Below are 21,563 nucleotides of genomic sequence, written 5' to 3'. Positions count from 1 at the left end.
AAGGTTTTGAAACCTTTTCTAATTTTTCATATGCCAATTTTGGCTTCAAATAATTCAAATCAATCTTTATGAAAAAAATTTTATTGCTAGCTGTTTTTACAGTTTTAGGATTTGCGAATGTTAATGCTCAAGAAATTAAATTTGGAGCTAAAGCGGGTTTAAACTTTTCAACGGTAAACGGAAGTAACACCAACAACATTGATTATGTAACATCCTATCATGTTGGTGTTGTATCGGAAATTCCAATTTCTGAAAAATTTTCTTTTCAACCCGAAATAATGTATTCTCGCCAGGGTTATACCTTCAATAATGACATAGTTGCTATGAATTATCTGAACATTCCTTTAATGGGAAAATATTATGTAGCAAAAGGATTAAGTCTTGAAGCTGGGCCGCAAATAGGCTTTTTACTTTCTGCTAAAAATGAAGGAATGAAGGTAACAAACTCATTCACCACTTTTGATTTTGGCGCTAATTTTGGCTTAGGTTATAAACTGGAAAATGGACTTAATTTTAGTGCAAGATATAATTTGGGAATAACTAGGGTTGATACTGACAATAGAAACGGAGTATTTCAAGTATCTGTTGGCTACTTCTTTTTCTAAAACTAAAATTCAACTTCATATAAAAAACTGCGCAAAATCGGAGACATTTGCGCAGTTTTCTTATTTTTCTGAAATTTCTTTTAATTTTTCCAAAGCTTTTGGATATGTGTTTTGAAAGTAATCCAGATATTCATCAATTGTATCCATATCCACAATTACGGTTGTAATGCCGTTATTTTCCTGAAAAGTATAATTTTCGTGTCCTCCCGCCCATTTCTCTACCTCTTCGCCTGTCGTTACTTCAGTATCTCCAATCAAAAATCCGTAATGACGAATGGAAACAAAATTGGCAGGTTTATGTTCTACAATTTCCGAAATCATTCCTCCTTTTTTACCATTTTCGTCTACTCCAACAAAAAGTATTTTGCTTCCTTTGTCCCAACTTCCTTCATATGTTGAAGTCGGATTAAAAGTGGCAACCCAATATTCATAAGTTGCTTTGTCTTTTAAACCGAGCATCGTTTCATATACCTTTTGAGCCGATGCGTTAATTTCTTTTTTAAATTGTAATTTTTGCATTGCTTTCTTTATTTAGTTTTTATTCACTCCAATAGCAATATATTTTCGCATTCAATAAAATTACATATAATATCCTGACATCATGCGTTTTTAATTACATTTTTAAGAAACATAGAAAACCTCAAAACTGCACAATTTGTGACAGTAATGAGGCCCGCTAAAAACTATATGTTAGCCGATTCAAATTGCTTCAAATCTCTGGTATTTTTTTGTACTGCAAGAGCAGAAAAAAGTCCGAGTACAAACGACATTCCGAAAAATCCTTTTTCACTGAGCAATAAATCGGCATTCCAAAGCCCAATTATCAGCAATACGATCGAAGCTATGGTACTAAACCAGCTTATACTATAATATAAATCGGTTACGGGTATACCTTCTAGCCTGTCTCTAACACTTTTTTGTACTGATATTACAGAGAAAAGTCCAAAAAGAAGAATAGTAAAATAATATCCTTTTTCATTGTAAGCCATATCAGAATTATAAAGTCCGATACAATATGAGGTCATACCTATAAGTAACGTCATCCAAGATGCACCGACAAAAGCAGCACTTGGTTTTAAAGGACTACTCCCATTATTTAATTTTGCATTTTTTGATTCTGAATTGTTGTTTAATTCATTTGATTTTAGCGGTTCCATAATTTTTATGTTTTATAATTATGAGGCAAATGTCAGCAGGAATAAGAAATTCTAAAAATCAATTCACTTTAAAAACTGACGATTTAAAAATACATTTTAGTACTTTTATCGTTATAAAATAATGTTTATGAACGCACTTCAAGAAATAGCAGATATAATGAATGAAACTGATAAAAAAGCATTCATACAATATTTATCAAAAAAAAATAAGCGTAAAGACGTTAGCAATATAGATTTATTCGAATCACTAATAACTGACGATATAAATAATAAAAAAAAGTTTTTAAAAGATAAAAAAAGCACTAATGCTTATCACGCTTTGAGAAAAAGACTTTATGACAACATGATTGATTTCATGGCGAACAGAAGTTTTGAAAATGATACTTCTCAAGAAAACACAGTACTTCGTCTTCTTGTTGTAAGTCGTTTGTTTTTTGAACATAAGCTTATCAAAACTGCTTTTAAATGTTTGGCAAAAGCCGAAGAAATAGCACTGGCTATTGAGCATTTTAGCCTTCTGAACGAAATTTATCTAACTCAAATACAATTTGCTCATTTTAATCTTTCAGAACCAATTGAAAAAATAATAGACAAGTTTAAAGCAAATAAAAAACGGCTCGAATATGAACAGCAGCTTAATTTAGGTTATGCCGTTTTGCGCCGCGAACTTGCCGCTATTTATCACGAAGGCAGAATTGTAGATTTTCAGTCTATTATAAAAAATACGATTGAAACACACGGAATATCTTTAAAACAAGGATTAACCTTTAAATCTCTGTATCAAATATTATTTATCGCCAATGAATATGCTTCTATAAATAACAATTATGCACTTGTACAACCTTTTGTCATAAAAAGTTATCGATTTATCAGCAAAAAAACCAATCAGACAGATAGACATTTATATTATCATATTTACATCTTGTATTTTATCGCTAATTATTATTTCCGAAACGGACAATTTAAAGAGTCTTTAAACTATCTAGATTTGATGTTTATGGAGCTTCAGAAACAGGCTGGCAAATATTATCAGCGTTTCTGCCTTAGGTATTTTTTATTATTAGCATTTAATGAAAATTATATCGGTAATTCTCAAAAAGCAATAGAAATTGCCGAAAAAGCTCTTTCTACAAATAAAAAAGCAGATCCAAACGATAGTAATGACATTCGCCTAATGCTTATTGTTTTATACATACAGCAAAATGCGGGACGAAATGCCGTAAAAGAAATGGCAAAATTAAACCATACAGATAGCTGGTACGAAAAGAAAATGGGAATGGATTGGACTATAAAAAAATCTCTTGTCGAAATCCTTCTTCACACACAGCAAGAAAACGCAGAAATCGCCTTGTCTAGAATAAAGAGTTTTAAAAGACGATATAAAAAATATCTTTTAACTGTAGACGAAGAACGTGTTATACATTATCTTCTTTTTATAGAACAATATGTAATGAAACCCGAAATTATTCAGACACAAAAATTTCAAAACACACTTGAAGCTTTTATTGTTTCGGCAGAAAACGGTCCAAAAGATATTTTCATAATGAGTTTTTTATCTTGGTTGCTTGCAAAAGTGAGACGAAAACCGGTTTACGAAACAACTTTGGGGATTTTAAAAACCTATTTTCTTTCTTCGGATTTTAAATAACGCAAAAACACAAGAAAGAATTTTCTTTAAAAACCAAAAAATATCAATTTTATTAAAACTTTTTTCCCAATAAAAAACGCGAAATTTTTCTTGATTATTTTTCAGAAATCTAAAACAAATTAATTATCAATCAAACAAATACATTTTATGCGACTTCATTTCTTTGTTGCTAATTTTGTTCAAAAATGATATTTTAAAAATATTCAAAGAAAGTTTTTCTTAAAAGCCTCTTGTATAATTCAAAATTAATTATAATTTTGCACCCGCATTAGAAAAGCAGGTCCGTTCGTCTATCGGTTAGGACGCCAGGTTTTCATCCTGGTAAGGGGGGTTCGATTCCCCCACGGACTACTTCCAAAGACAAAAGCTTCAGAGAAATCTGGAGCTTTTTTTGTTTATATTTACTCCGCTTAAATGTTTGAGAAAAAAATCATAGTATAAAACAACACTGAAACCAAATCTAGTGATGAAACAAAAACTTACTGCCCTTTTATTTTTATTTACCGTTATAAATATCTTCGCCCAAACGCCTGCGAGCAAAACTAATTATTCAAACAAATCTTTGACTGCAACAGATATGGTAACTAATAAAGCCTTAAAACCGCTTAAAAAAATACCTTTAGACGATGCATCAATCTTGATTTATGATTACGACGGTTCTCTTTTTTCATGGGATTTAGAAGCAGAAACTATTGTTTGGACTGTAAAAGCAACCGATGCTAGTTCTGAAATGTGCGCCAATAAAATAACATTGCACGATGGCGTGGTTTATGTTCCGTTTATTAATGGTGAAATTTTCGCAATAGACAATCAAACTGGCGCGATTTTCTGGAAATCAAGATTAGGTTCTATTACAGATCAAATTGTTTTAAAAGATCAAACTCCAATTGTAAGTAATGGAAAATTGTTCATCATTGCTCAAAATCAAAATCAGAGCAGTAATTTATATGCGCTTGATTTAAAAGATGGAAGTTTCGCTTGGAACTACAAATTTGACACTGCAATTAATGACACTACACCGCTTGTTTTTGACAATAAAATCTTCACACAAAGCGGATCAAATGTTTATGTTTTTGAGGCTAACACAGGAAAAGCAATCAGCCAAAAAACCTTTGAGGAACAAATGACAGGAAACTTTGCAACAGATGGTCAAAATGTATTTATTGCAAGTGAAAAAAATAATCTTTTTGCTTTAAATCCGAATAATCTAGAAACGGTTTGGCAATTTAAATTAGATGAAAATCAATACAATATAAAAGAGCGCATAATTTGCAAAGACAATAAAATATATGTTGGAGCGCAAGGATCTCAAGTTTCTTCTTTGTATGCTATAGATTCAAAAACCGGAACTCAGCTTTGGAAAACCGATTTTAAAGACGATAATATCGAATACATTGTTAAAGAGAATGAGAATATTTGGGGTTATACTCGCAAAAAAAAGCTTTTCGAATTGGATTTAACCAATGGCGAAATTGCATTTGAAGCTAAATTAACAACGCTTCCTATTTCAAATTTTGAATTTCCAAAAGAAGACAATTTATTATACTATTATTGTGATGCTGGATTAATTCAATTTGATTTGAATGAGAAAGATGAAAACATGTATTATATGAGAACTTCTCTTGCAGATAATCCGTATAGCGCTTATTTAAAAATAATTAGATAATTTTCTTAAATCTTTTTTCAAAGCTTCGGAGAAGCAAAATAATTATAGCCAAATATAGAAATTCACAATTTAAAGCTCCGGCGGAGCGACATATTTTTAACCAACAAAATATGTCCCTCCGTCGGAGCTTTTTTATTTGCCTTGTTAGATTCTACAAATATTTCACCCCGCAGGGGTTTTGCTTACACTTTTTTATTTAGCAATATAACTCAATTGCTTTTTGCAAAACCTCAAAAACATATCCTTCCAGATACTGGAAATACGTTTCATAAAGAAGCGCCCAAATTTGCGATAGAAAAACCAAAGCTTTTAAGCAGCCTTTTTCGCCATTCTTTTTTTACACTCTAAAATTCTAAGCTGATTTTCGGCACAAAGAAGATGCTCTTTTGCACCATTTTTTTGAATTTCGATTAAATAATGAAAATCTCTTTCTTTAGTAGTAGATTTTATTATTAATCCCTTTTTAAAATCCATTTTTCTTTCTACCACCGTGGCAGTATAGGATCTCCCGCTCAATGCAATGTAGGTTACATTTTGTCCTTTTAAAAATTTCATCGTTTTAGCTTTTCAGTTAAATAATGTATGTAAATGCTAATAAGACAAAATCGATCTTAAGGGGGATTAATCAATTTTTTCTTTAGAGGTGCAATATAGAAATATTGAAAAATTCGGTACCCCGTATTTATACCTGTTTTTACATTTTGAAAAGTTAAAATTTTGGAAGTCCATTTTTTTTGCTTATAGAAAATTTGATACAATTTAGAACAGTCGTTTTGAATCACTTTTTAGCCTGAATAAGTAATTTTGAAGAAAGAGATTTCTTTTCATAAACAACTAAAATTCAAGCAAAATGGTACATGAAAGAGTGATGGAAAAACTAGCAATTTTAGCAGATGCGGCCAAATATGACGTTTCTTGTTCTTCGTCTGCTGGTCAGAACAAGCGGAAGAATCAAAACAAAGGATTGGGCGACACAGGAAACGGAATTTGCCATGCTTACACCGAAGATGGACGCTGTGTTTCGCTGCTAAAAATTCTACTGACCAATCATTGCATTTTTGATTGTGCTTATTGTGTCAGCAGGAAAAGCAATGATATTAAACGCGCAGCTTTTACCGTACAAGAAGTTGTTGATCTTACTATTGGCTTTTATAGAAGAAATTATATTGAAGGATTATTTCTTAGTTCAGGAATTTTTGATAATCCAGATTACACAATGGAACGTTTGGTTAGAATTGCAAAAAAATTAAGATTAGAAGAAAATTTTAATGGATATATTCATCTAAAAGCAATCCCAGGAGCAAGCGACGAACTTATAAAGGAAGCCGGAATGTATGCCGATCGTTTAAGCGTAAATGTTGAAATGCCAACAGAAAAAAGCTTGAAATTATTAGCGCCAGAAAAAAATCACGCCGATGTAATTAAGCCAATGGAATATCTGAAAAACGAAATTGTTGGCCATAAAGAAGAAAAAAAATTAAACTTTAAAGCGCCCCTTTTTGCTCCAGCTGGACAAAGCACGCAAATGATAATTGGCGCAACTCAAGAAAATGATCTCGAAATTCTCGGAATGGCTAATTATTTTTACGAACAAATGAATATGCGCCGCGTTTATTATTCGGGCTATGTACCAATTAGTTACGACAATAGACTTCCTGCAATTGGAACTCCAGTTCCGATGATTCGCGAAAACCGTTTGTATCAAGCTGATTGGCTAATTCGTTTTTATGGCTTTAATGTAAATGAAATTGTCGGTTTTGATCAGCCTAATTTAGATCTTGATATCGATCCGAAATTAGGATGGGCTTTGCGAAATTTACATCAGTTTCCTGTCGATATAAATTCTGCAGATTTAGAATTAATTCTTCGTATTCCAGGAATTGGAGTTACGAGCGCCAAAAAAATTGTCAGCGCGAGAAAATTCAAAAGATTACAGCCAGAAGATTTGAAAAAATTAGGAATTGCTTACAATCGTTCGAAATTTTTTCTGGCGTTTTCTTCGCCTTTTTATTTGCAGAAAGATTTGACTTCGATTCAAATAAAAGAGCAGATTTTGAATATCCAAAACAGCAAGTACCAAAACAATTTTTCTAATCAGCTTTCTTTATTTCAATAATGACACTCTTAATCTACGACGGAACTTTTGAAGGCTGGCTTACAGCTGTTTTTGAGATTTACGAATACAAATTCGAAGATGTCATTTTTGCTAAAGATGAAAATTCTAATGCCTTATTTTTTTTAAAAACTCATTTTGTAGAAACGGATAATGCAAAAGCAAATCGCGTTTTAAAAGGTTTAAAAAAAAATCTTTCACCAAGCGGAATTACCAATATGTATCATGCTTTTTTTTCTGAATTGCCTCAAATCGAAGAAAGTTTATTTCGCTTTGCAACCTATGTTTTTTCAAGTTCAAAAAACATTGAAGGAGATTTAAGCAATAATGCTGTTTTAAATATTCAAAAAGCTGCTCATTTAACAGGAAAAGAAAGCCACAGAATGAAAGCTTTTGTTCGTTTTAAACTAACAAAAGACAACCTATATTACGCTATTGTTGAGCCCGATTGCAATGTTTTACCGCTTATTCAAAAACATTTCAAGAATCGTTACGCAGACCAAAAATGGCTTATTTATGATACCAAACGCAAATATGGCATTTATTACGATCTTGAAAATGTTTCAACTGTCGAATTAACTTTCGATTCTAATCCTTCGTCTTCAAAATTTCTAGCCGAAATTTCAGATGAAGACGAAGAATTTTTCCAGAATTTATGGCGAAATTATTTTAAAAGTGTAAATATCGAATCCAGAAAAAACACCAAACTTCATGTTCAGCACATGCCAAAACGCTATTGGAAAAATTTGACAGAGAAAATTCCGAATCTAAAAAAATAAAATTCTATTTATTATTACTTCTTTTCAAAGCATTTAATAATTCCTTCATATCTACAACGCCATAAGTCGAAGAATAATCGGAAACCGCATAAGGTAAAATCAAACTATTGTTGTGAATAATTGCACCGCAAGAATATACCACGTTTGGCACATAACCTTCGCGTTCATCTTCTAACGGAGAAAGCAAAGGTTCAGAAAGTCTTCCAATTTCTTTAGACGGATCATCCAAATCAAATAACGAAGCACCAATGCAATAACGACGCATGGTACCAACTCCGTGCGTAATTACAAGCCAACCTTCATCTGTCCAAAGTGGCGAACCGCAATTTCCAATTTGAGTTAATTCCCAAGTAAAACGAGGTTGCTGCAACAGAATTGGCGTATTCCATTGCGTGGCTCTATCCGAATACATAATGTAATTATTAACGCCGTCGATTCTTGCCAACATGGCGTATTTGCCTTTTATTTTTCGTGGAAATAAAGCGAGGTTTTTATTTTGAGCGCCTTCGCCATGAAGCGGCATTACTCTAAAACTGTAGAAATCTTCGGTAGAAATTAATTTAGGCAAAATCGTGTGTCCGTTGTACGCCGTATACGTTGCCATTACACGAACAGAATCGTCATCGTCTACAAAACGAACAAAACGCGCATCTTCAATTCCACGGCTTTCTGAATCGGAAATTGGAAAAATAACACGTTCGGTAATATCCGAATCGTGTTTAAATTGTAAATCATAAAATGAATTTGCTAGCCATAAAATTTCCTGCAATGCTGTTTTGCGTTCTTCTCTATTCGTCGGATCGCTCAAAGCGCTGTTAAGCATATTTTTTAAAATCGCGAATTCAAATTCTTCTGGAAGATCCTGCATAATCTGGACAATATATTTATCCGTAGTATGCATTTCAGACAATTTTGTTAGAAATCGTTCCTTATTAAATAGCGTTTTATGTTCAATTTCGGCTTTATCGATATGATTACCAATTTTCATTATTTGAAGATTATTGTCTCGGTCTAAAATTCCTCTTCTAAAAACAATCGAAGAAATATGACCTTCGCCCGTAGCACGAAAAGAAATAATGACACGTTTTTCTCCAAATTCTAAACCAGTTTGATCAAAATCTTCCACAATTGACGGATTAAAAATAGCCGCAGATTCAATCGCGTATTCCATTGTGCAATAAGAACCAATCAGCATTTTTCTATCTAAAGAAAGCGAATCAAAATCAATTTGCATTTCTTCTATAATAGATCTGATTCTTTCACAATGTCTGAAAAAAACTGCCGAAATATTTCTGTGGCGTCTTGCAAATTCGCGAAGCGTTTGTTCTAAAGTCTGCAAAACTTCTTTTTCTTCGAGTGTCATTATCCGAAGTACCATTTGTTGGGTTCGTTCGATGCCATTCATAAAATATCTGGCAACAACTCTTCTGGAATCTGGTGTAAATTTTATACTTTTTCGAACTACTGATACTCGCATAGTGGCATTTTTTAAGAAAATAATATTAAGTGAATGATTTATTCTACAACAAGTTACTAATTTTTGTTAAAGAAAAAAACTTAATTTTTTATTAAAACTTCGAAATCATCACATAAAACAAACATTTTTTAATGCATCAATTTGATTAAAACTTTTATAATTTCGTCCTGAATCTACATCCAAAAAGCAATGAAAAATAAAGTCAAAATTTTGAGGGAAGAAAAAAATATGACTCAAAATGAACTTGCAGAAAAATCTGGACTTTCACTAAGAACAATTCAGCGAATTGAAGCAGGAAATATCTTGAAGGGATTCACTTTAAAAAGTATTGCACAAACTTTACAAACTGACCCAGAAAATCTTTTTGATAAAACAGAAATTTTCAATGTTGAAAGAACCAAAATCATTAATTTTTCTGTTATGTTAGGGCTTATAATTCCATTTGGAAGTGTTTTCGTTCCGTTAATTTTAACTAACAAAACTGAAGATTCTAAAACTAAAGAAATGGGCAAACAAATTGTGGCCGTTCAAATTATTTTGAGTCTTGCAATTGCCGTTTTGCTTATTTTAAGTCCGTTTATTCAAAAGTTTTTTTCTTTGAAATTCCCACTTTTCCTTGTTCCTTTAATTGGTTTCCTTTTTTTAAAATTGATAATAGTTGTTGCAAACGGAATCTGTTTAAACCAAAAACAAGAATTAGCTATAAAACTGAAAAACAACTTCTTATAACTATCGCCACAAAATTGTCGTAAAACTGTCGTACTGTTTTTGCAAGAAAATCGAAATTGAAATCCGAATCTTGCAGAAAAATTTAGACATGAAATTAGTAAAGAAAATTGCAACCGTTAGTTTAGTTATTATCATTTTATTTTTGTTGGGAGGATACTTTTATTTTCAAAAGAAATTTACTCCACCAGAAAATTATTTAACCGTTTCAGAAACTGCAGAAAATATTCCGATGAAATGGATTTCTTCAGATGAAAACTCACATTCAGCTTTGCTTTTCCCAATAAAACTCGACGGAATCAATCAAACATTTTACATGCAATTTGATTCGGGTTCGCCAATTACGGTTTTCTATAAAAATTCATTACAATCAATTTCCGAAAAACATCAAAATCATATGCAATTCAATTCTGAAAAAAATCAGATTGCAACACGTTTTAAAATTGGCAAAATGAATATAATTTCGAAAAATTTTGAAGTTTTAAATTATGGAAATAAAGTAGATTTTGAAGATCCGAATGCCGAAAATATAATCGGGACCATCGGAACAGATTTATTAGAAAAACGAATTACTGTTTTAGATTTTAAGAATCAACAATTTTCATTTATTGAACAAATTGACGAGAAAGATTTCACAGATTTTGAATTCAAAAAACGTAAAATTTTAATTTCCGCAAAAGTAGAAAATGAAAATTTAAAACTGCTTTACGATTCGGGAACTAGCGGCTACGAATTTATTACCACAAAAGAAGTTTGGAAAAAATACAAAATCGAGAATAGTCAAATAAAAACAGAAAAAGGAAATTCGTGGGGAAATACGCTGTCTGTTTTTACCGCTTCTGCGAAAAAGCAAATTCAGTTCGGAAATTTAAAATTAAACCTTTCAGAAGTAACGCATATTGAAAGCACATCAGAATTGCAAAAATTCTTAATGAAGCGTTCCGGAATGCAGGGAATGATTGGAAACAAACTTTTTCTCAATCACAAACTAATTCTGGACTGCAAAAACGAAAAATTTAAGCTAGAATAAAAGTAAAATTCGACTATAAAAAGCGGTTTTAAAAATTGATTTCGATAATGCTGTTTACGTGCTCGATAAAAGCTTCAGTATTTTTCATTTCTTGTTTTATCGTCAAATGATGATCGGCTAAATTATATTGATCAATCATATCTTTTTTCAAATATTTTATCATCGATTCCAAACTGCGCGTATCGGCATTAGATTGTCTTTTTAATTCGCGCTGTTTGCTTTCCAGATAATTTAAAGTCTCTTTTAACTTTTGAACGTTTAATTTTCCTGTCATAAATTACTGTGGTCAAATTATAAAAACAATGGCTAGGAATGCGGTAAGATTCTGTTCTGCCAAAAACTACTATCTTTTGAATTTGCCTCATTCCCAACCACTGTATTCCCACACTTACGTTCATTTTGAAAGTTTGGTTTTGAGGAAAATTCATTTTTTTAAAAGTTTTAAATTCACAAAAAATAAAACATTGAAAAACAATTATTTACAAGCAAAAAATAGTTTTATTTTTTTATAATTAAAAAGGAATGAATACGATTACAAAACATTTCGAATAAAAAACACAACTTTCACAATCTCAAAACATTACCAAAAAGCAGTCAAAATTGTGAATATCTATTTGAAGATTTAACTATTTATTTTCCTGTAAAAATTATCTTTGGCATCCTTAAAATTTATAAGAAGATGAGTGTAGTTTGGTACGAATGCAAAGTAAAATATAGAAAAACAGACGAAACTGGCGGACAAAAAGTATTAACAGAACCGTATTTGGTTGATGCTTTGTCTTATACAGAAGCTGAAAAAAGAATCAACGAAGAAATGGCGGCTTATATTAGTGAAGAATTTAAAATCACGAATATAAAAGTGGCGAATTACGCCGAAATTCATCCGTTTGAAAATGCAGACAGATGGTTTAAGTCTAAAGTTTCTTTAATTGCTTACGATGAAGAAAGTGGTAAAGAGCGTAAAACAAGCATGTATATGCTAGTTCAAGCAAATGATGTTCGCGAAGCATTTGACAATACGATTCATGTAATGAAAAATACAATGGGCGAATATTCGATTCCTGCAATTTCAGAATCACCAATTATGGATGTTTTTCCTTATTTCAGTGGTGAAGAAGGCGAAACAGAAATGCTAGAAAGATTTAATGCTTTAAAAGCTTCTAAACCAGAAAGACCAGACGAAGAAATTGTCGATCACATGGAATTTGAAACGGCAACAGAAGAATAAAAATTCACAAAAGCTTCAGAGAAATCTGGAGCTTTTTTATTTGTTTCAACAACGTTGCCAACGTTTTTCACATCAAAATAAATCTTATATTCGTAATACCATTAAACTGACTTGAAACGACTTACCTCAAAACCAAACACTTCATGACCAAAAAAACACTGATTTTAATCGGGTTTATTCTTTTAAAATTTATTCTGCAATATATTTTAATTAGTCCCGAATACGATTTACAGCGCGATGAATATCTGCATTTAGATCAAGCCCATCACACCGCTTGGGGATTTCTGTCGGTTCCGCCTGTAACTTCTTGGTTTTCTTGTATTATTTTGTTGCTTGGAAATTCTGTTTTCTGGGTTAAGTTCTTCCCTGCCCTATTTGGCGCATTGACTCTTTTGCTTGTCTGGAAAACAATCGAGCTTTTAAAAGGAAATCTTTACGCTTTAATTTTAGGCGCTTTATGTGTTTTATTTTCGTGTTTATTGCGACTTAATACATTATATCAGCCCAATTCTTTAGATGTTTTGTGTTGGACTGCGGTTTATTATGTTCTAATTCGATACATTATTTCTGAAGACACAAAATGGATTTATTTTGGAGCTATTATTTTTGCTTTCGGGTTTTTAAATAAATACAACATCGTCTTTTTACTATTCGGATTATTTCCTGCCATTATACTTTCTAGCCAACGAAAAATGCTGATAAAAAAGCAGTTTTATTTTGCTTTAATTTTCGGTTTAATGCTCATTCTACCCAATCTCGTTTGGCAATACAGAAATCAGTTTCCTATTGTGCATCATATGAGAGAATTGGCAGAAACGCAATTGGTCAATGTTGATTTAGCAAGTTTTATAAAAGAACAGATTCTCTTTTTTATTGGCGGTTTGTTCGTGATTTTAGCTGGACTTTATGCCGTTATTTTTTATAAGCCTCTTAAAAAATTTCAAGTCTTTTTTGCTTCGTTTGTTTTTACTCTTTTCATTTTTATTTACTTCAAAGCAAAAGCGTATTATGTAATTGGTTTGTATCCGATTTATATTGCTTTTGGTGCTGTTTTTTTATCTGAAGTTTTGAACGAAGGATGGAAACGATATTTAAAACCGGTTTTTATTGCACTTCCGATTTTATTCTTTATTCCGATGTACGATATTGTTTTTCCAAATAAAAGTCCCGAGTATATAGTTTCACATTCAGAGAAATACCAAAAACTAGGAATGCTTCGTTGGGAAGACGGAAAAGATCATCAATTGCCGCAAGATTTTGCCGATATGTTAGGTTGGAAAGAATTGGCAAGAAAAACAGATTCTTTGTTCGCTTTGATTCCAAATCAAAAAGAAACTATCGTGATTTGCGATAATTACGGACAAGCCGGAGCAATTAATTATTATTCTGAGAAAGGAATTAAAGCCGTTTCTTTTAACGCCGATTATGTAAATTGGTTTAATCTTAAAATTCAATACAAAAACTTGATTCGTGTAAAAGAATTTGACGAAGAAAATGAAGAACTTAAAGAAACTTCTCCTTATTTTGAAACTGCAACAATTGGCGGTCAGATTACTAATAAATATTCGAGAGAATACAGAACAACAATTTTTGTTTTTACTAATGCTAAAATCGACATAAACAAACGATTGGAACAAGAAATTAAAGAAGAGAAAAATTATAAAAAATAATAAATGATTGATTTCACGGACATTTCTTATTTAAAAACAGGAAATCAGAAACAGCAATTGGCATTTGAGGTTTTAACGAAACACAAAGTTTTAGAAAATCTCTCAACTTTTGATCCTATTTTAGTTGGCACAATTCCGATAAATATAGACGTAAAAAATAGCGATTTGGATATTATCTGTTGCTGGAAAAACAAATCAGAATTCATAGAAAAAATTAAAAGCTTATTTTCAAAAGAAAACCATTTTACCATTCGCGAAAATGTAATAAATAATCAAGAATCTGTTATTGCAAATTTCCATATTGGTGATTTTGAAATTGAAATTTTCGGACAGAATATTCCAACTCAACAACAAAATGGCTACAGACATATGCTTGTTGAAGCTCAAATTCTCCATTGTAAAGACGAAAACTTCCGATTAGAAATCATTAAATTAAAAGAAAAAGGTATAAAAACGGAACCTGCTTTTGGCTTGTTATTAGGCTTAAAAGGAAATGTTTACGAGGAATTATTAGATTATAAAGTCTAAGAGAAATCACGTTTTTCAGCTGTTCAAAAAAATAAATTACAAAAATAACTTGCAAAACCACATTTAGTGTGTATCTTTGCACCCGAAACATCGCGGGATAGAGCAGTAGGCAGCTCGTCGGGCTCATAACCCGAAGGTCACAGGTTCGAGTCCTGTTCCCGCTACAAAGTAAAAGCTTCAGAGAAATCTGGAGCTTTTTTTGTTTCTATCTTTCCGATTCTTTTTGCGGGCACAGATTGCAAATCTGCGCTATCGTTGTCTACATATCGGAGCGATCGAGAATTCAAGAAAGCTGCGCGATGGATATTCTTGTGTTTGAAAGAAAACATCAAAACTCTATTTCAACAAATTTTGAAAACTTTCAAAATCTTGAATCAAAAAACTATGTGAAAGAAAATCTGACAGATATTCTGCTTCGCGGAGAAACAATAAATGAATATGTTTCGAAACAATTTAAACAAAAAAAAGAAAAAGAGGTTTTTGAGAGGGCTATAAAAATGATTAAGGATGCAAAATGCACGCTTAATTTAGTTTTCTTTTTTGAAAGTATATTAAGTTAATAAAATAAAATAACTATTTTTTTAAATACGACTCCCTTATTGGCATTGGCCCTTCAGATACTGAACTTGTATCAATTTTAATTTTAAAGTGTTCGATAGTTTTTTTAAGCGTTAAATAATCGTCATATTTTTGCGGCTTACCATAAAAATATAAAACAATTGTATCGTTTGAAAGACGAACATCTTTTAAATTTGTTGAATTAACAATTGTGTCACTTTTACCATTTTTTATTGTATCAGAGAGTAAAACATAGTCGGCACTAGTTGAACCAACATTTGAATAATAAAACCATTCTATAACCTTATTTTTTGTTTTTATTTCTTTCAAATACAAGCGATCTTCCTGCAATTTATTTACGCAACCTAAAATTATTATAGGTATAAAGATTAAAAATTTTCTCATTGTTTGTAAAATTGTTTATAATACCCCTGCTGGCGCGAGCGTCCCGCTCGTGTGCACACAGAAAATCAATTATTGTAAATTTATATTAAAAAATACTTTACGTTCACGAGCGGGACGCTCGCGCTAGCGCATGCTTTGTCACTTCAATTTTTGTGCTGTCGCTTTTATTTGTATAAAGTCTTCAGATTTAGTAAAATACTCTAATCCTAAAACTAAAAGTATTGCACTTGCATTATATACTTTCTGCATTATGATAGCCCAAGCCAAATAACCAAATCCAAATAAGATAAAGAAACAGTAAAAAGTCAATAAGCAAATAATACAACAAACTTTAAGAAAATGAAGTTTTGACTTTAGCATAAGTACAGTAATTACAAATAAGCCTATCAAAGTTAAAACAATCGATATTGTTCCTACGTCATGCAAAGGTGTTGCAATTAAAAAAATAAATAAGATATTGGCAATTCCTATATATTTTAAAATGTTAGCCCAGCTTGAAGTTATTTTTTTTGACATATGAATAAAAAAAACACCATAGCCAACTGACTGAAAAGCCATTCCGATAACTGCCCAAATTCTACCAGGATTTTCTAAACCATTTATGGCTTTTGCCGCAAACAAATTGCTTACATAATTTTTTGACCAGCCAAATCCAATAGAATTTTTATCAAGTAACGATCCGCCCGGATAAAGTGACGCCGCTATTACTATCAAAATCACAGAAACGACCATACACACTAAAACCGAATATTTCTTGATTGTTTGCATAATTTTTATACCCTCCATTTATTTATTAAGTAATACATTATTTGTTTCAAGTAATTTACAATAATAATTAACTTCTGAATCTTTTAAACTCACATCACAAATTTGATAAAAAAACTTCCATAATTGAAACTGAATTTTTCGGTTTTTCATTCTTCAATGTTAAGTTTTAAATAAATCGTAAACTTTTTGCATTATTTTAAAAATTGAGCATTTAAAAAATGATTTGGGATGAGTATCTTTGCGCTCGCAAATGCCCCCTATTTTGAATGGGAGAAAAACCAATTATTGAACATTCTTTATTTTAAATTTTATTACAACACAATGCTTAAAAAAAACAATCCCCAAATTTTATTTTTTATTCTAGTCAGTTTATTTTTTTCTATCAATTCATTCTCTCAAAAAAGCATTTATGCTGGAATTGAAATCGGACGTAGAGCGATTAAAGTTTCTGTTCTTGATGTGAATAATATCAGAAAAGCTGATTACAAAATTCTTTCTTTCTGGACAGATAGAATTCCATTCGCTGATCATATTGGCGCTAACGGTCAGTTGACTCAAGAAGACATTAATAAAACAAGTGTAATTGTTGTAGATCAGTTGAAGAAAATCAGAACCGATTATAAAATTCTTGATGAAAATATTTTCATCGTTGCCGCTCCAGTTTTTGCATCTGCAAGCAATGTTGATGTTTTGAAAAACAAAATCAAAATGTTAACAGACAAAAATCTTGACGTTCTTAATGTTAACGAAGAAGCTAAAACTTTGGTTAAAGGCGCTATGCCTCCTGTTGATTATGCAAACGCTTTCCTTTTAGACATCGGCGCTCAAACTACAAAAGGTGGATATATTGACGAACTTGACGATAACAAATTAGAGTTCATTCCGTTAGAATTAGATTTCGGAACAATGACACTTACAGATGCTGTAAAGAAAACGGTAGCAAATCCAAATCAGGCAAATGATATGTCAACATATCAAGAAAAATCTTTTGATTACAATCCGATTCTTCGTAAAAAAGTAAAAGAAATGATTGATGCAAATCCGCTTTTGGCTAAAAAAGATAAAGTTTATTTATCTGGAGGCGCTGTTTGGGCTTTTTCAACACTTTATTATAATGAAAACGTAAAAGAGCATTATGTTACTTTGACAATGGAAGACATTATCAATTACGATGCTATCTTAAAAAACAACTTCAATAAGTTTACAAACCTTGCTAAAACCAATAAAGAAGCAGAAAGAGTTTTAAAAACGTATGATCAGGCGTATCTTATTTCGGCAAATAATATCTTAACAACTTGTCTAGAAGGTATTCCAAATTTAAATTCTAAAAAAGTTTATTTTGTAAAAGACGGACAAGTTACTTGGCTGATTTCTTATATCGCAGATCGTTCTAAAAAAGTAAATACTAATTTTTAAGTATTTGTCTTATCATAAATTAAAAAGCTTCAGATTTCTCTGAAGCTTTTTTTATATAAAAAAAGACCATTTTTTAGATGGTCTTTAAATCTTATTTTGAGAAAAATTATGCTCTGAATAAAGCATATTTATTGTGGTTGAACAAGACTCTATCGTAAGGAACATAAAGTGAAACAATCTTTTCTGATGATTCGTCAAATTTGATTCCGTTGTGCTTTCTAAACAAATAAATTTCTTTTAAGCAATTTGAAAGACTTTGGTGAATTTCAGTTGTAAAAGTTGGTACTTTTTTATCGTTTACCAAAAGATCAATCTGATAATTTGAACTACTTTTTGATAAATTATTACCAATAATTCTAATCGTAAAAATTGCAGATTTTCCGTATTGTTCACCTTGATATTGTAGTGTCATAATTTCTATTTTTAATTGGTTAGTAATACAGCCGATCACTCGGCTTTCTCTCTTAAATGTTTATATTAAAGTTATAAAATTTTTAGACAAACATAAAAAAACCTTTCTAAATTAAATGTTATTTTTTTTGAAATATCATCCGTTCTAAAAAAACAAAAAACCGTAAACGAGTTACGGTTTTGCAATTAACTAAATATATTTAATCAACTTTTTTAACGAGTGTAAAATTCATTCATAAGCACGATTAATTTTGGGTAACAATTGTAATTTATTTTTTTGGTTATGTTTGTGCTAAAAGACATTTCTTCTTTTGTTTTTCTCCAAGAAAAATATGAGATATTCTATAGATCGATTTGTCTCTTAATTCGTAGGCTAAATTATGGATTTCATAGATATAATACTCATAATGTCGACAATCTGTTAATAAATAATTATTTAACAGGTTTTATCTTTCAATTTTAAAACATACTCATTATAACCTATTTTTAACTACATTTGACTAACTAATTCTAAAAACCTCACATTATGGAAATTAACTTTTACGCATTCCTGATTTCGGCTGTTGTAACGCTTATTGTTGGTTTTATCTGGTATAACCCAAAAGTGTTTGGAACGATCTGGATGAGAGAAAACAAATTCACCCAAGAAGAACTTAGAAATGGAAATATGCTCAAGATTTTTGGGTTTACTTACATTTTTGCTTTAATGATTTCGATGACTTTAATGTCTTTGACAATTCATCAATCTGGAGCAGTCGGAATGGTTGGCGGACCACCATTAATAGCAAGCGCTAAACCTTCTTTTGCTGCTTTTATGGCAGATTACGGCACTGCTTACAGAACATTCAAACATGGAGCTTTACACGGATTTATGTCTGGATTATTTTTTGCTTTTCCACTTATCGGGATTAATGGATTATTCGAAAGAAAATCTTGGAAATATATTTTTATTCATGCTGGATATTGGATGGTTTCACTAACATTAATGGGCGGAATTATCTGTGCTTTCGCATAAACTAAATATAGAAACTCGTTTGGTTTAAGAATCAAACGAGTTTTTCTTAATAATAACTTAAAGAAAGTTAGTTATTACAATTATTATCTAATTTTGACGAAATTAGTCTACTCTCTTGAACACAACTTTTTCTTTCCAAATTTACAAAAGTGCTTCTCTGCTACCTTCAGAATGGAATTCGCTTGCAGAAAATAATGTCTTTTTGACAAGAGAATATCTTGAAGTTCTGGAAAACTCTTCTCCAGTAAATATGACTTGCCATTTTATCGGAATTTTTGAAGAAAAAAAACTAGTCGGAATTGTTTTAACGCAATTTTTATTTGCAGAAAAACTAGAATCTTTTGGAGAGCGCGATAAGTGTTTGAAAACTTCTGTTCGTAATTTTGCTTTAAAGAATTTTGCTTCGCATGTTTTATTTGTTGGAAATAATATGCTCACAGGTCAAAACGCTTTTGTTTTTGATCCAAAAATCAAGCAATCAAAGGCGATTAAAACTCTTCATAAAGCAATTAATCAACTAAAGAAAAATTTAAAAGAAAGCGGAAAAAAAGTTCATATAACGAGTATAAAAGATTTTACTGCAAAAGAAATCGAACCTTTGCAAGCTGAATTTAAAAACAACTACACGTTTTCGACTCAGCCCAACATGATTTTCGAAATCAATGAAAACTGGAAAACCGAACAAGATTATATTGATGCTTTATCTAAAAAATACCGAGATCAATATAAACGCGCGCGAAAAAAATCGGAAGGAATTGCAAAAAAGCAAATGTCACTTTCTGACATTAAGCAATATGAAGACATTATTTACGATTTGTACTTTCATGTGGCTAAAAATGCTCCTTTTAATACTTTTTTTCTAGCTAGAAATCACTTTAGTTTTTTCAAAGAAATTATGGGCGAAGATTTTCTTCTTTACGGTTATTTTTTAGATGAAAAATTAATTGGTTTCAATACTTTAATAAAAAACGGCAATGTAATGGATACTTATTTTTTAGGTTATGACGAAAGTGTTCAGCGTGAAAAAATGCTGTATTTGAATATGCTGTACGATATGATTGCCTATTCTATTAAAAAAGGCTTTCGAGAAATTGTTTTTGCCAGAACTGCGCTAGAAATCAAAAGTTCTGTTGGAGCAAAACCAGTAAAAATGTATGGCTTAATTACGCATAGTAATGCATTAATTAACCATAACATTTCTAGGTTTTTTAATTATTTAGAACCTAAAACAGAATGGCAGGAAAGAAATCCATTTAAGTAATAATATGCCGCTCCGCTGGAGCTTTTAGTTTTTTTGTAGATAGATCTCTATAAATATTTCACTCCTACCGGAGCTTTTTTGAGCTCTGGAAGAGCGTAATATTTATAGAAAATAAGTGATTAGAATAAAGAAGCTCCAGCGGAGCGGCATAATTCATAACTGATAACATCTTTCAATAAAGAATTAATTCTAAAATCTAAGGAACTGCAATTTTCATTTGCTTATGCAAAATATGAATTTCTAAAGATTTCTGCGCTCCGCAATATTCTCCATCAATTTGAAAATTCACGGGATAATCGGTTTTTATTTCTGCTTTGTCGGTTGAAATTATGATAATATCATCTGAATCAATTGGCATATTTCCGGTAATAATTTTTCCGATTAATAATAAATCGAGGCTTTTTAAAATTACCAATTCAAACTTTCCGTCATTCATAGAACCGTTTGGATTTATGATTACACCAGTTCCGTATTTTTGCGAATTAGCCACAACAATCATTCTTGCCGTATGTTCTACAATTTTATTATTCGCAGATATAGTTGCCACAAAAGGTTCTTCTGATTCTTTAAGTGTCGTAAAAGCTTGCAAGGCATATCCCCAGAAACCTCTAACGTCACTTTCTTCATAGTTTTTAACCAAGTTGGCATTAAGACCAAGATCGCTTAAATGAATACTTTTTTTGCCGTTAATACAAATCATATCCATTTCGATATAATGATTTAAAAAGGCAACTTTTAGATTTTCTTCGATTCCATCTGGTAAATTTAAATCTACCGAAAGTCCGTTTGCCGAACCTGCAGGCAAAATTCCAATTATAACATCATGTTCTTCCATAGCTTCAGCAACCATTTTGATAGTTCCGTCGCCGCCTGCAACAATAATGCGTTCTGGCAGGAATTTATCATAAAGCGTCTGAATATTTTTAATATCATTTTTTCCAGTCGTCTCATAAACTTCCAGATCAAAATGATTTGTGGTTGCAAATTCTTCGACAGCACCAACTAAATCGGTTTTATCAAGGTCACCCGATATCGGATTGACAACAAATAGGATATTCTTTTTCAAAATTTTATTTTTAAAAATAATTTAAATTGAGTAAAT

22 protein-coding genes and 2 tRNA genes are annotated in these 21,563 nt (G+C 31.2%); 15 read left to right on the top strand and 9 right to left on the bottom strand.

The genetic code is table 11. The annotated features are described in order from the left end of the window. Window positions 1–68: 68 nt before the first annotated feature. Complete coding sequence (locus NYQ10_RS08905) at window positions 69–605, top strand: porin family protein (RefSeq protein ID WP_289880094.1); 537 nt, start codon at window positions 69–71, stop codon at window positions 603–605. A gap of 60 nt (window positions 606–665) precedes the next feature. Here NYQ10_RS08905 and NYQ10_RS08900 read toward each other — a convergent pair whose 3' ends face one another. Both NYQ10_RS08900 and yiaA read right to left on the bottom strand, forming a co-directional pair. Next, on the bottom strand, window positions 666–1,124 hold the full coding sequence (locus tag NYQ10_RS08900) for an SRPBCC domain-containing protein (RefSeq protein WP_289880093.1): 459 nt from the start codon (window positions 1,122–1,124) through the stop codon (window positions 666–668). A 164-nt stretch (window positions 1,125–1,288) separates the two neighbouring features. Continuing rightward, window positions 1,289–1,762, bottom strand: coding sequence for an inner membrane protein YiaA (gene yiaA, locus NYQ10_RS08895; protein WP_289880092.1), 474 nt, complete (start codon window positions 1,760–1,762; stop codon window positions 1,289–1,291). Between the two features lie 127 nt (window positions 1,763–1,889). Between yiaA and NYQ10_RS08890 the strand changes: the two genes are divergently transcribed. The 3 genes from NYQ10_RS08890 (at window position 1,890) to NYQ10_RS08880 (ending at window position 5,076) form a co-directional block, all read left to right on the top strand. Beyond that, window positions 1,890–3,410, top strand: a complete 1,521-nt coding sequence (locus NYQ10_RS08890; protein ID WP_289880090.1) for a hypothetical protein — start codon at window positions 1,890–1,892, stop codon at window positions 3,408–3,410. Between the two features lie 279 nt (window positions 3,411–3,689). After that, window positions 3,690–3,761, top strand: a tRNA-Glu gene (locus NYQ10_RS08885). A 115-nt stretch (window positions 3,762–3,876) separates the two neighbouring features. After that, on the top strand, window positions 3,877–5,076 hold the full coding sequence (locus tag NYQ10_RS08880; protein WP_289880089.1) for a PQQ-binding-like beta-propeller repeat protein: 1,200 nt from the start codon (window positions 3,877–3,879) through the stop codon (window positions 5,074–5,076). A gap of 309 nt (window positions 5,077–5,385) precedes the next feature. Here the strand turns inward: NYQ10_RS08880 and NYQ10_RS08875 are convergent, their stop codons facing one another. Next, window positions 5,386–5,631 carry a hypothetical protein gene (locus tag NYQ10_RS08875; RefSeq protein WP_289880086.1) on the bottom strand — a complete coding sequence of 82 codons (246 nt, stop codon included), beginning with the start codon at window positions 5,629–5,631 and terminating at the stop codon, window positions 5,386–5,388. Between the two features lie 295 nt (window positions 5,632–5,926). Here NYQ10_RS08875 and NYQ10_RS08870 point away from each other — a divergent pair, with 295 nt between their 5' ends. Both NYQ10_RS08870 and NYQ10_RS08865 read left to right on the top strand, forming a co-directional pair. After that, window positions 5,927–7,192 carry a putative DNA modification/repair radical SAM protein gene (locus tag NYQ10_RS08870; RefSeq protein WP_289880085.1) on the top strand — a complete coding sequence of 422 codons (1,266 nt, stop codon included), beginning with the start codon at window positions 5,927–5,929 and terminating at the stop codon, window positions 7,190–7,192. Then, window positions 7,192–7,968 carry a TIGR03915 family putative DNA repair protein gene (locus NYQ10_RS08865; RefSeq protein WP_289880082.1) on the top strand — a complete coding sequence of 259 codons (777 nt, stop codon included), beginning with the start codon at window positions 7,192–7,194 and terminating at the stop codon, window positions 7,966–7,968. The genes NYQ10_RS08870 and NYQ10_RS08865 overlap by 1 nt, the downstream gene beginning before the upstream one ends. Before the next feature lie 4 nt (window positions 7,969–7,972). On the opposite strand, the gene NYQ10_RS08860 is transcribed toward NYQ10_RS08865, so the two are convergent. Continuing rightward, window positions 7,973–9,445 carry a glycoside hydrolase family 130 protein gene (locus tag NYQ10_RS08860; protein WP_289880080.1) on the bottom strand — a complete coding sequence of 491 codons (1,473 nt, stop codon included), beginning with the start codon at window positions 9,443–9,445 and terminating at the stop codon, window positions 7,973–7,975. A gap of 189 nt (window positions 9,446–9,634) precedes the next feature. Here NYQ10_RS08860 and NYQ10_RS08855 point away from each other — a divergent pair, with 189 nt between their 5' ends. Further along, the gene (locus NYQ10_RS08855; protein WP_289880078.1) at window positions 9,635–10,174 is read left to right on the top strand and encodes a helix-turn-helix domain-containing protein; all 540 of its coding nucleotides are present in this window, start codon (window positions 9,635–9,637) and stop codon (window positions 10,172–10,174) included. 88 nt (window positions 10,175–10,262) lie between these two features. Beyond that, entirely contained in the window at window positions 10,263–11,201 is a 939-nt protein-coding gene (locus NYQ10_RS08850) for a hypothetical protein (protein WP_289880076.1), read from the top strand. Window positions 11,202–11,229: 28 nt separating this feature from the next. Here the strand turns inward: NYQ10_RS08850 and NYQ10_RS08845 are convergent, their stop codons facing one another. After that, window positions 11,230–11,475, bottom strand: a complete 246-nt coding sequence (locus tag NYQ10_RS08845) for a hypothetical protein (protein ID WP_289880074.1) — start codon at window positions 11,473–11,475, stop codon at window positions 11,230–11,232. A gap of 405 nt (window positions 11,476–11,880) precedes the next feature. Here NYQ10_RS08845 and NYQ10_RS08840 point away from each other — a divergent pair, with 405 nt between their 5' ends. The 4 genes from NYQ10_RS08840 to NYQ10_RS08825 all read left to right on the top strand — a co-directional run bounded on the left by NYQ10_RS08840 (window position 11,881) and on the right by NYQ10_RS08825 (window position 14,791). Further along, entirely contained in the window at window positions 11,881–12,429 is a 549-nt protein-coding gene (locus NYQ10_RS08840; RefSeq protein ID WP_289880073.1) for a DUF4494 domain-containing protein, read from the top strand. Window positions 12,430–12,572: 143 nt separating this feature from the next. Beyond that, window positions 12,573–14,099 (top strand): glycosyltransferase family 39 protein, encoded by a 1,527-nt coding sequence (locus tag NYQ10_RS08835; RefSeq protein ID WP_289880071.1) that lies wholly within the window; start codon window positions 12,573–12,575, stop codon window positions 14,097–14,099. Window positions 14,100–14,102: 3 nt separating this feature from the next. Then, window positions 14,103–14,627, top strand: a complete 525-nt coding sequence (locus tag NYQ10_RS08830) for a DUF4269 domain-containing protein (RefSeq protein WP_289880069.1) — start codon at window positions 14,103–14,105, stop codon at window positions 14,625–14,627. Between the two features lie 91 nt (window positions 14,628–14,718). Beyond that, window positions 14,719–14,791 (top strand) — tRNA-Met (locus NYQ10_RS08825). Window positions 14,792–15,200: 409 nt separating this feature from the next. Here the strand turns inward: NYQ10_RS08825 and NYQ10_RS08820 are convergent. Beyond that, window positions 15,201–15,590: a hypothetical protein gene (locus NYQ10_RS08820; protein WP_289880068.1), complete on the bottom strand. Its 390-nt coding sequence runs from the start codon at window positions 15,588–15,590 to the stop codon at window positions 15,201–15,203. Window positions 15,591–15,728: 138 nt separating this feature from the next. Continuing rightward, a complete protein-coding gene (locus NYQ10_RS08815; protein WP_289880066.1) occupies window positions 15,729–16,358 on the bottom strand; it encodes a hypothetical protein in 630 nt (209 codons plus the stop codon). Window positions 16,359–16,586: 228 nt separating this feature from the next. Between NYQ10_RS08815 and NYQ10_RS08810 the strand changes: the two genes are divergently transcribed. Beyond that, the gene (locus tag NYQ10_RS08810) at window positions 16,587–17,774 is read left to right on the top strand and encodes a Ppx/GppA phosphatase family protein (protein WP_289880064.1); all 1,188 of its coding nucleotides are present in this window, start codon (window positions 16,587–16,589) and stop codon (window positions 17,772–17,774) included. A 106-nt stretch (window positions 17,775–17,880) separates the two neighbouring features. On the opposite strand, the gene NYQ10_RS08805 is transcribed toward NYQ10_RS08810, so the two are convergent. Beyond that, a complete protein-coding gene (locus NYQ10_RS08805) occupies window positions 17,881–18,186 on the bottom strand; it encodes a hypothetical protein (RefSeq protein WP_276175041.1) in 306 nt (101 codons plus the stop codon). A 525-nt stretch (window positions 18,187–18,711) separates the two neighbouring features. Between NYQ10_RS08805 and NYQ10_RS08800 the strand changes: the two genes are divergently transcribed. Both NYQ10_RS08800 and NYQ10_RS08795 read left to right on the top strand, forming a co-directional pair. Continuing rightward, complete coding sequence (locus NYQ10_RS08800) at window positions 18,712–19,200, top strand: DUF1761 domain-containing protein (RefSeq protein WP_289880062.1); 489 nt, start codon at window positions 18,712–18,714, stop codon at window positions 19,198–19,200. Between the two features lie 115 nt (window positions 19,201–19,315). Beyond that, window positions 19,316–20,461: a GNAT family N-acetyltransferase gene (locus NYQ10_RS08795; protein ID WP_289880059.1), complete on the top strand. Its 1,146-nt coding sequence runs from the start codon at window positions 19,316–19,318 to the stop codon at window positions 20,459–20,461. A 196-nt stretch (window positions 20,462–20,657) separates the two neighbouring features. On the opposite strand, the gene NYQ10_RS08790 is transcribed toward NYQ10_RS08795, so the two are convergent. After that, window positions 20,658–21,527: a diacylglycerol/lipid kinase family protein gene (locus tag NYQ10_RS08790; RefSeq protein WP_289880058.1), complete on the bottom strand. Its 870-nt coding sequence runs from the start codon at window positions 21,525–21,527 to the stop codon at window positions 20,658–20,660. Window positions 21,528–21,563: the final 36 nt, after the last annotated feature.

The sequence above is a fragment of the Flavobacterium johnsoniae genome (genome assembly GCF_030388325.1).
GTDB classification, from domain to species: Bacteria; Bacteroidota; Bacteroidia; order Flavobacteriales; family Flavobacteriaceae; genus Flavobacterium; species Flavobacterium johnsoniae_C.
Note: the sequence above shows the minus strand (reverse complement) of the source record. Positions and strands in the feature narration are given on the sequence as shown.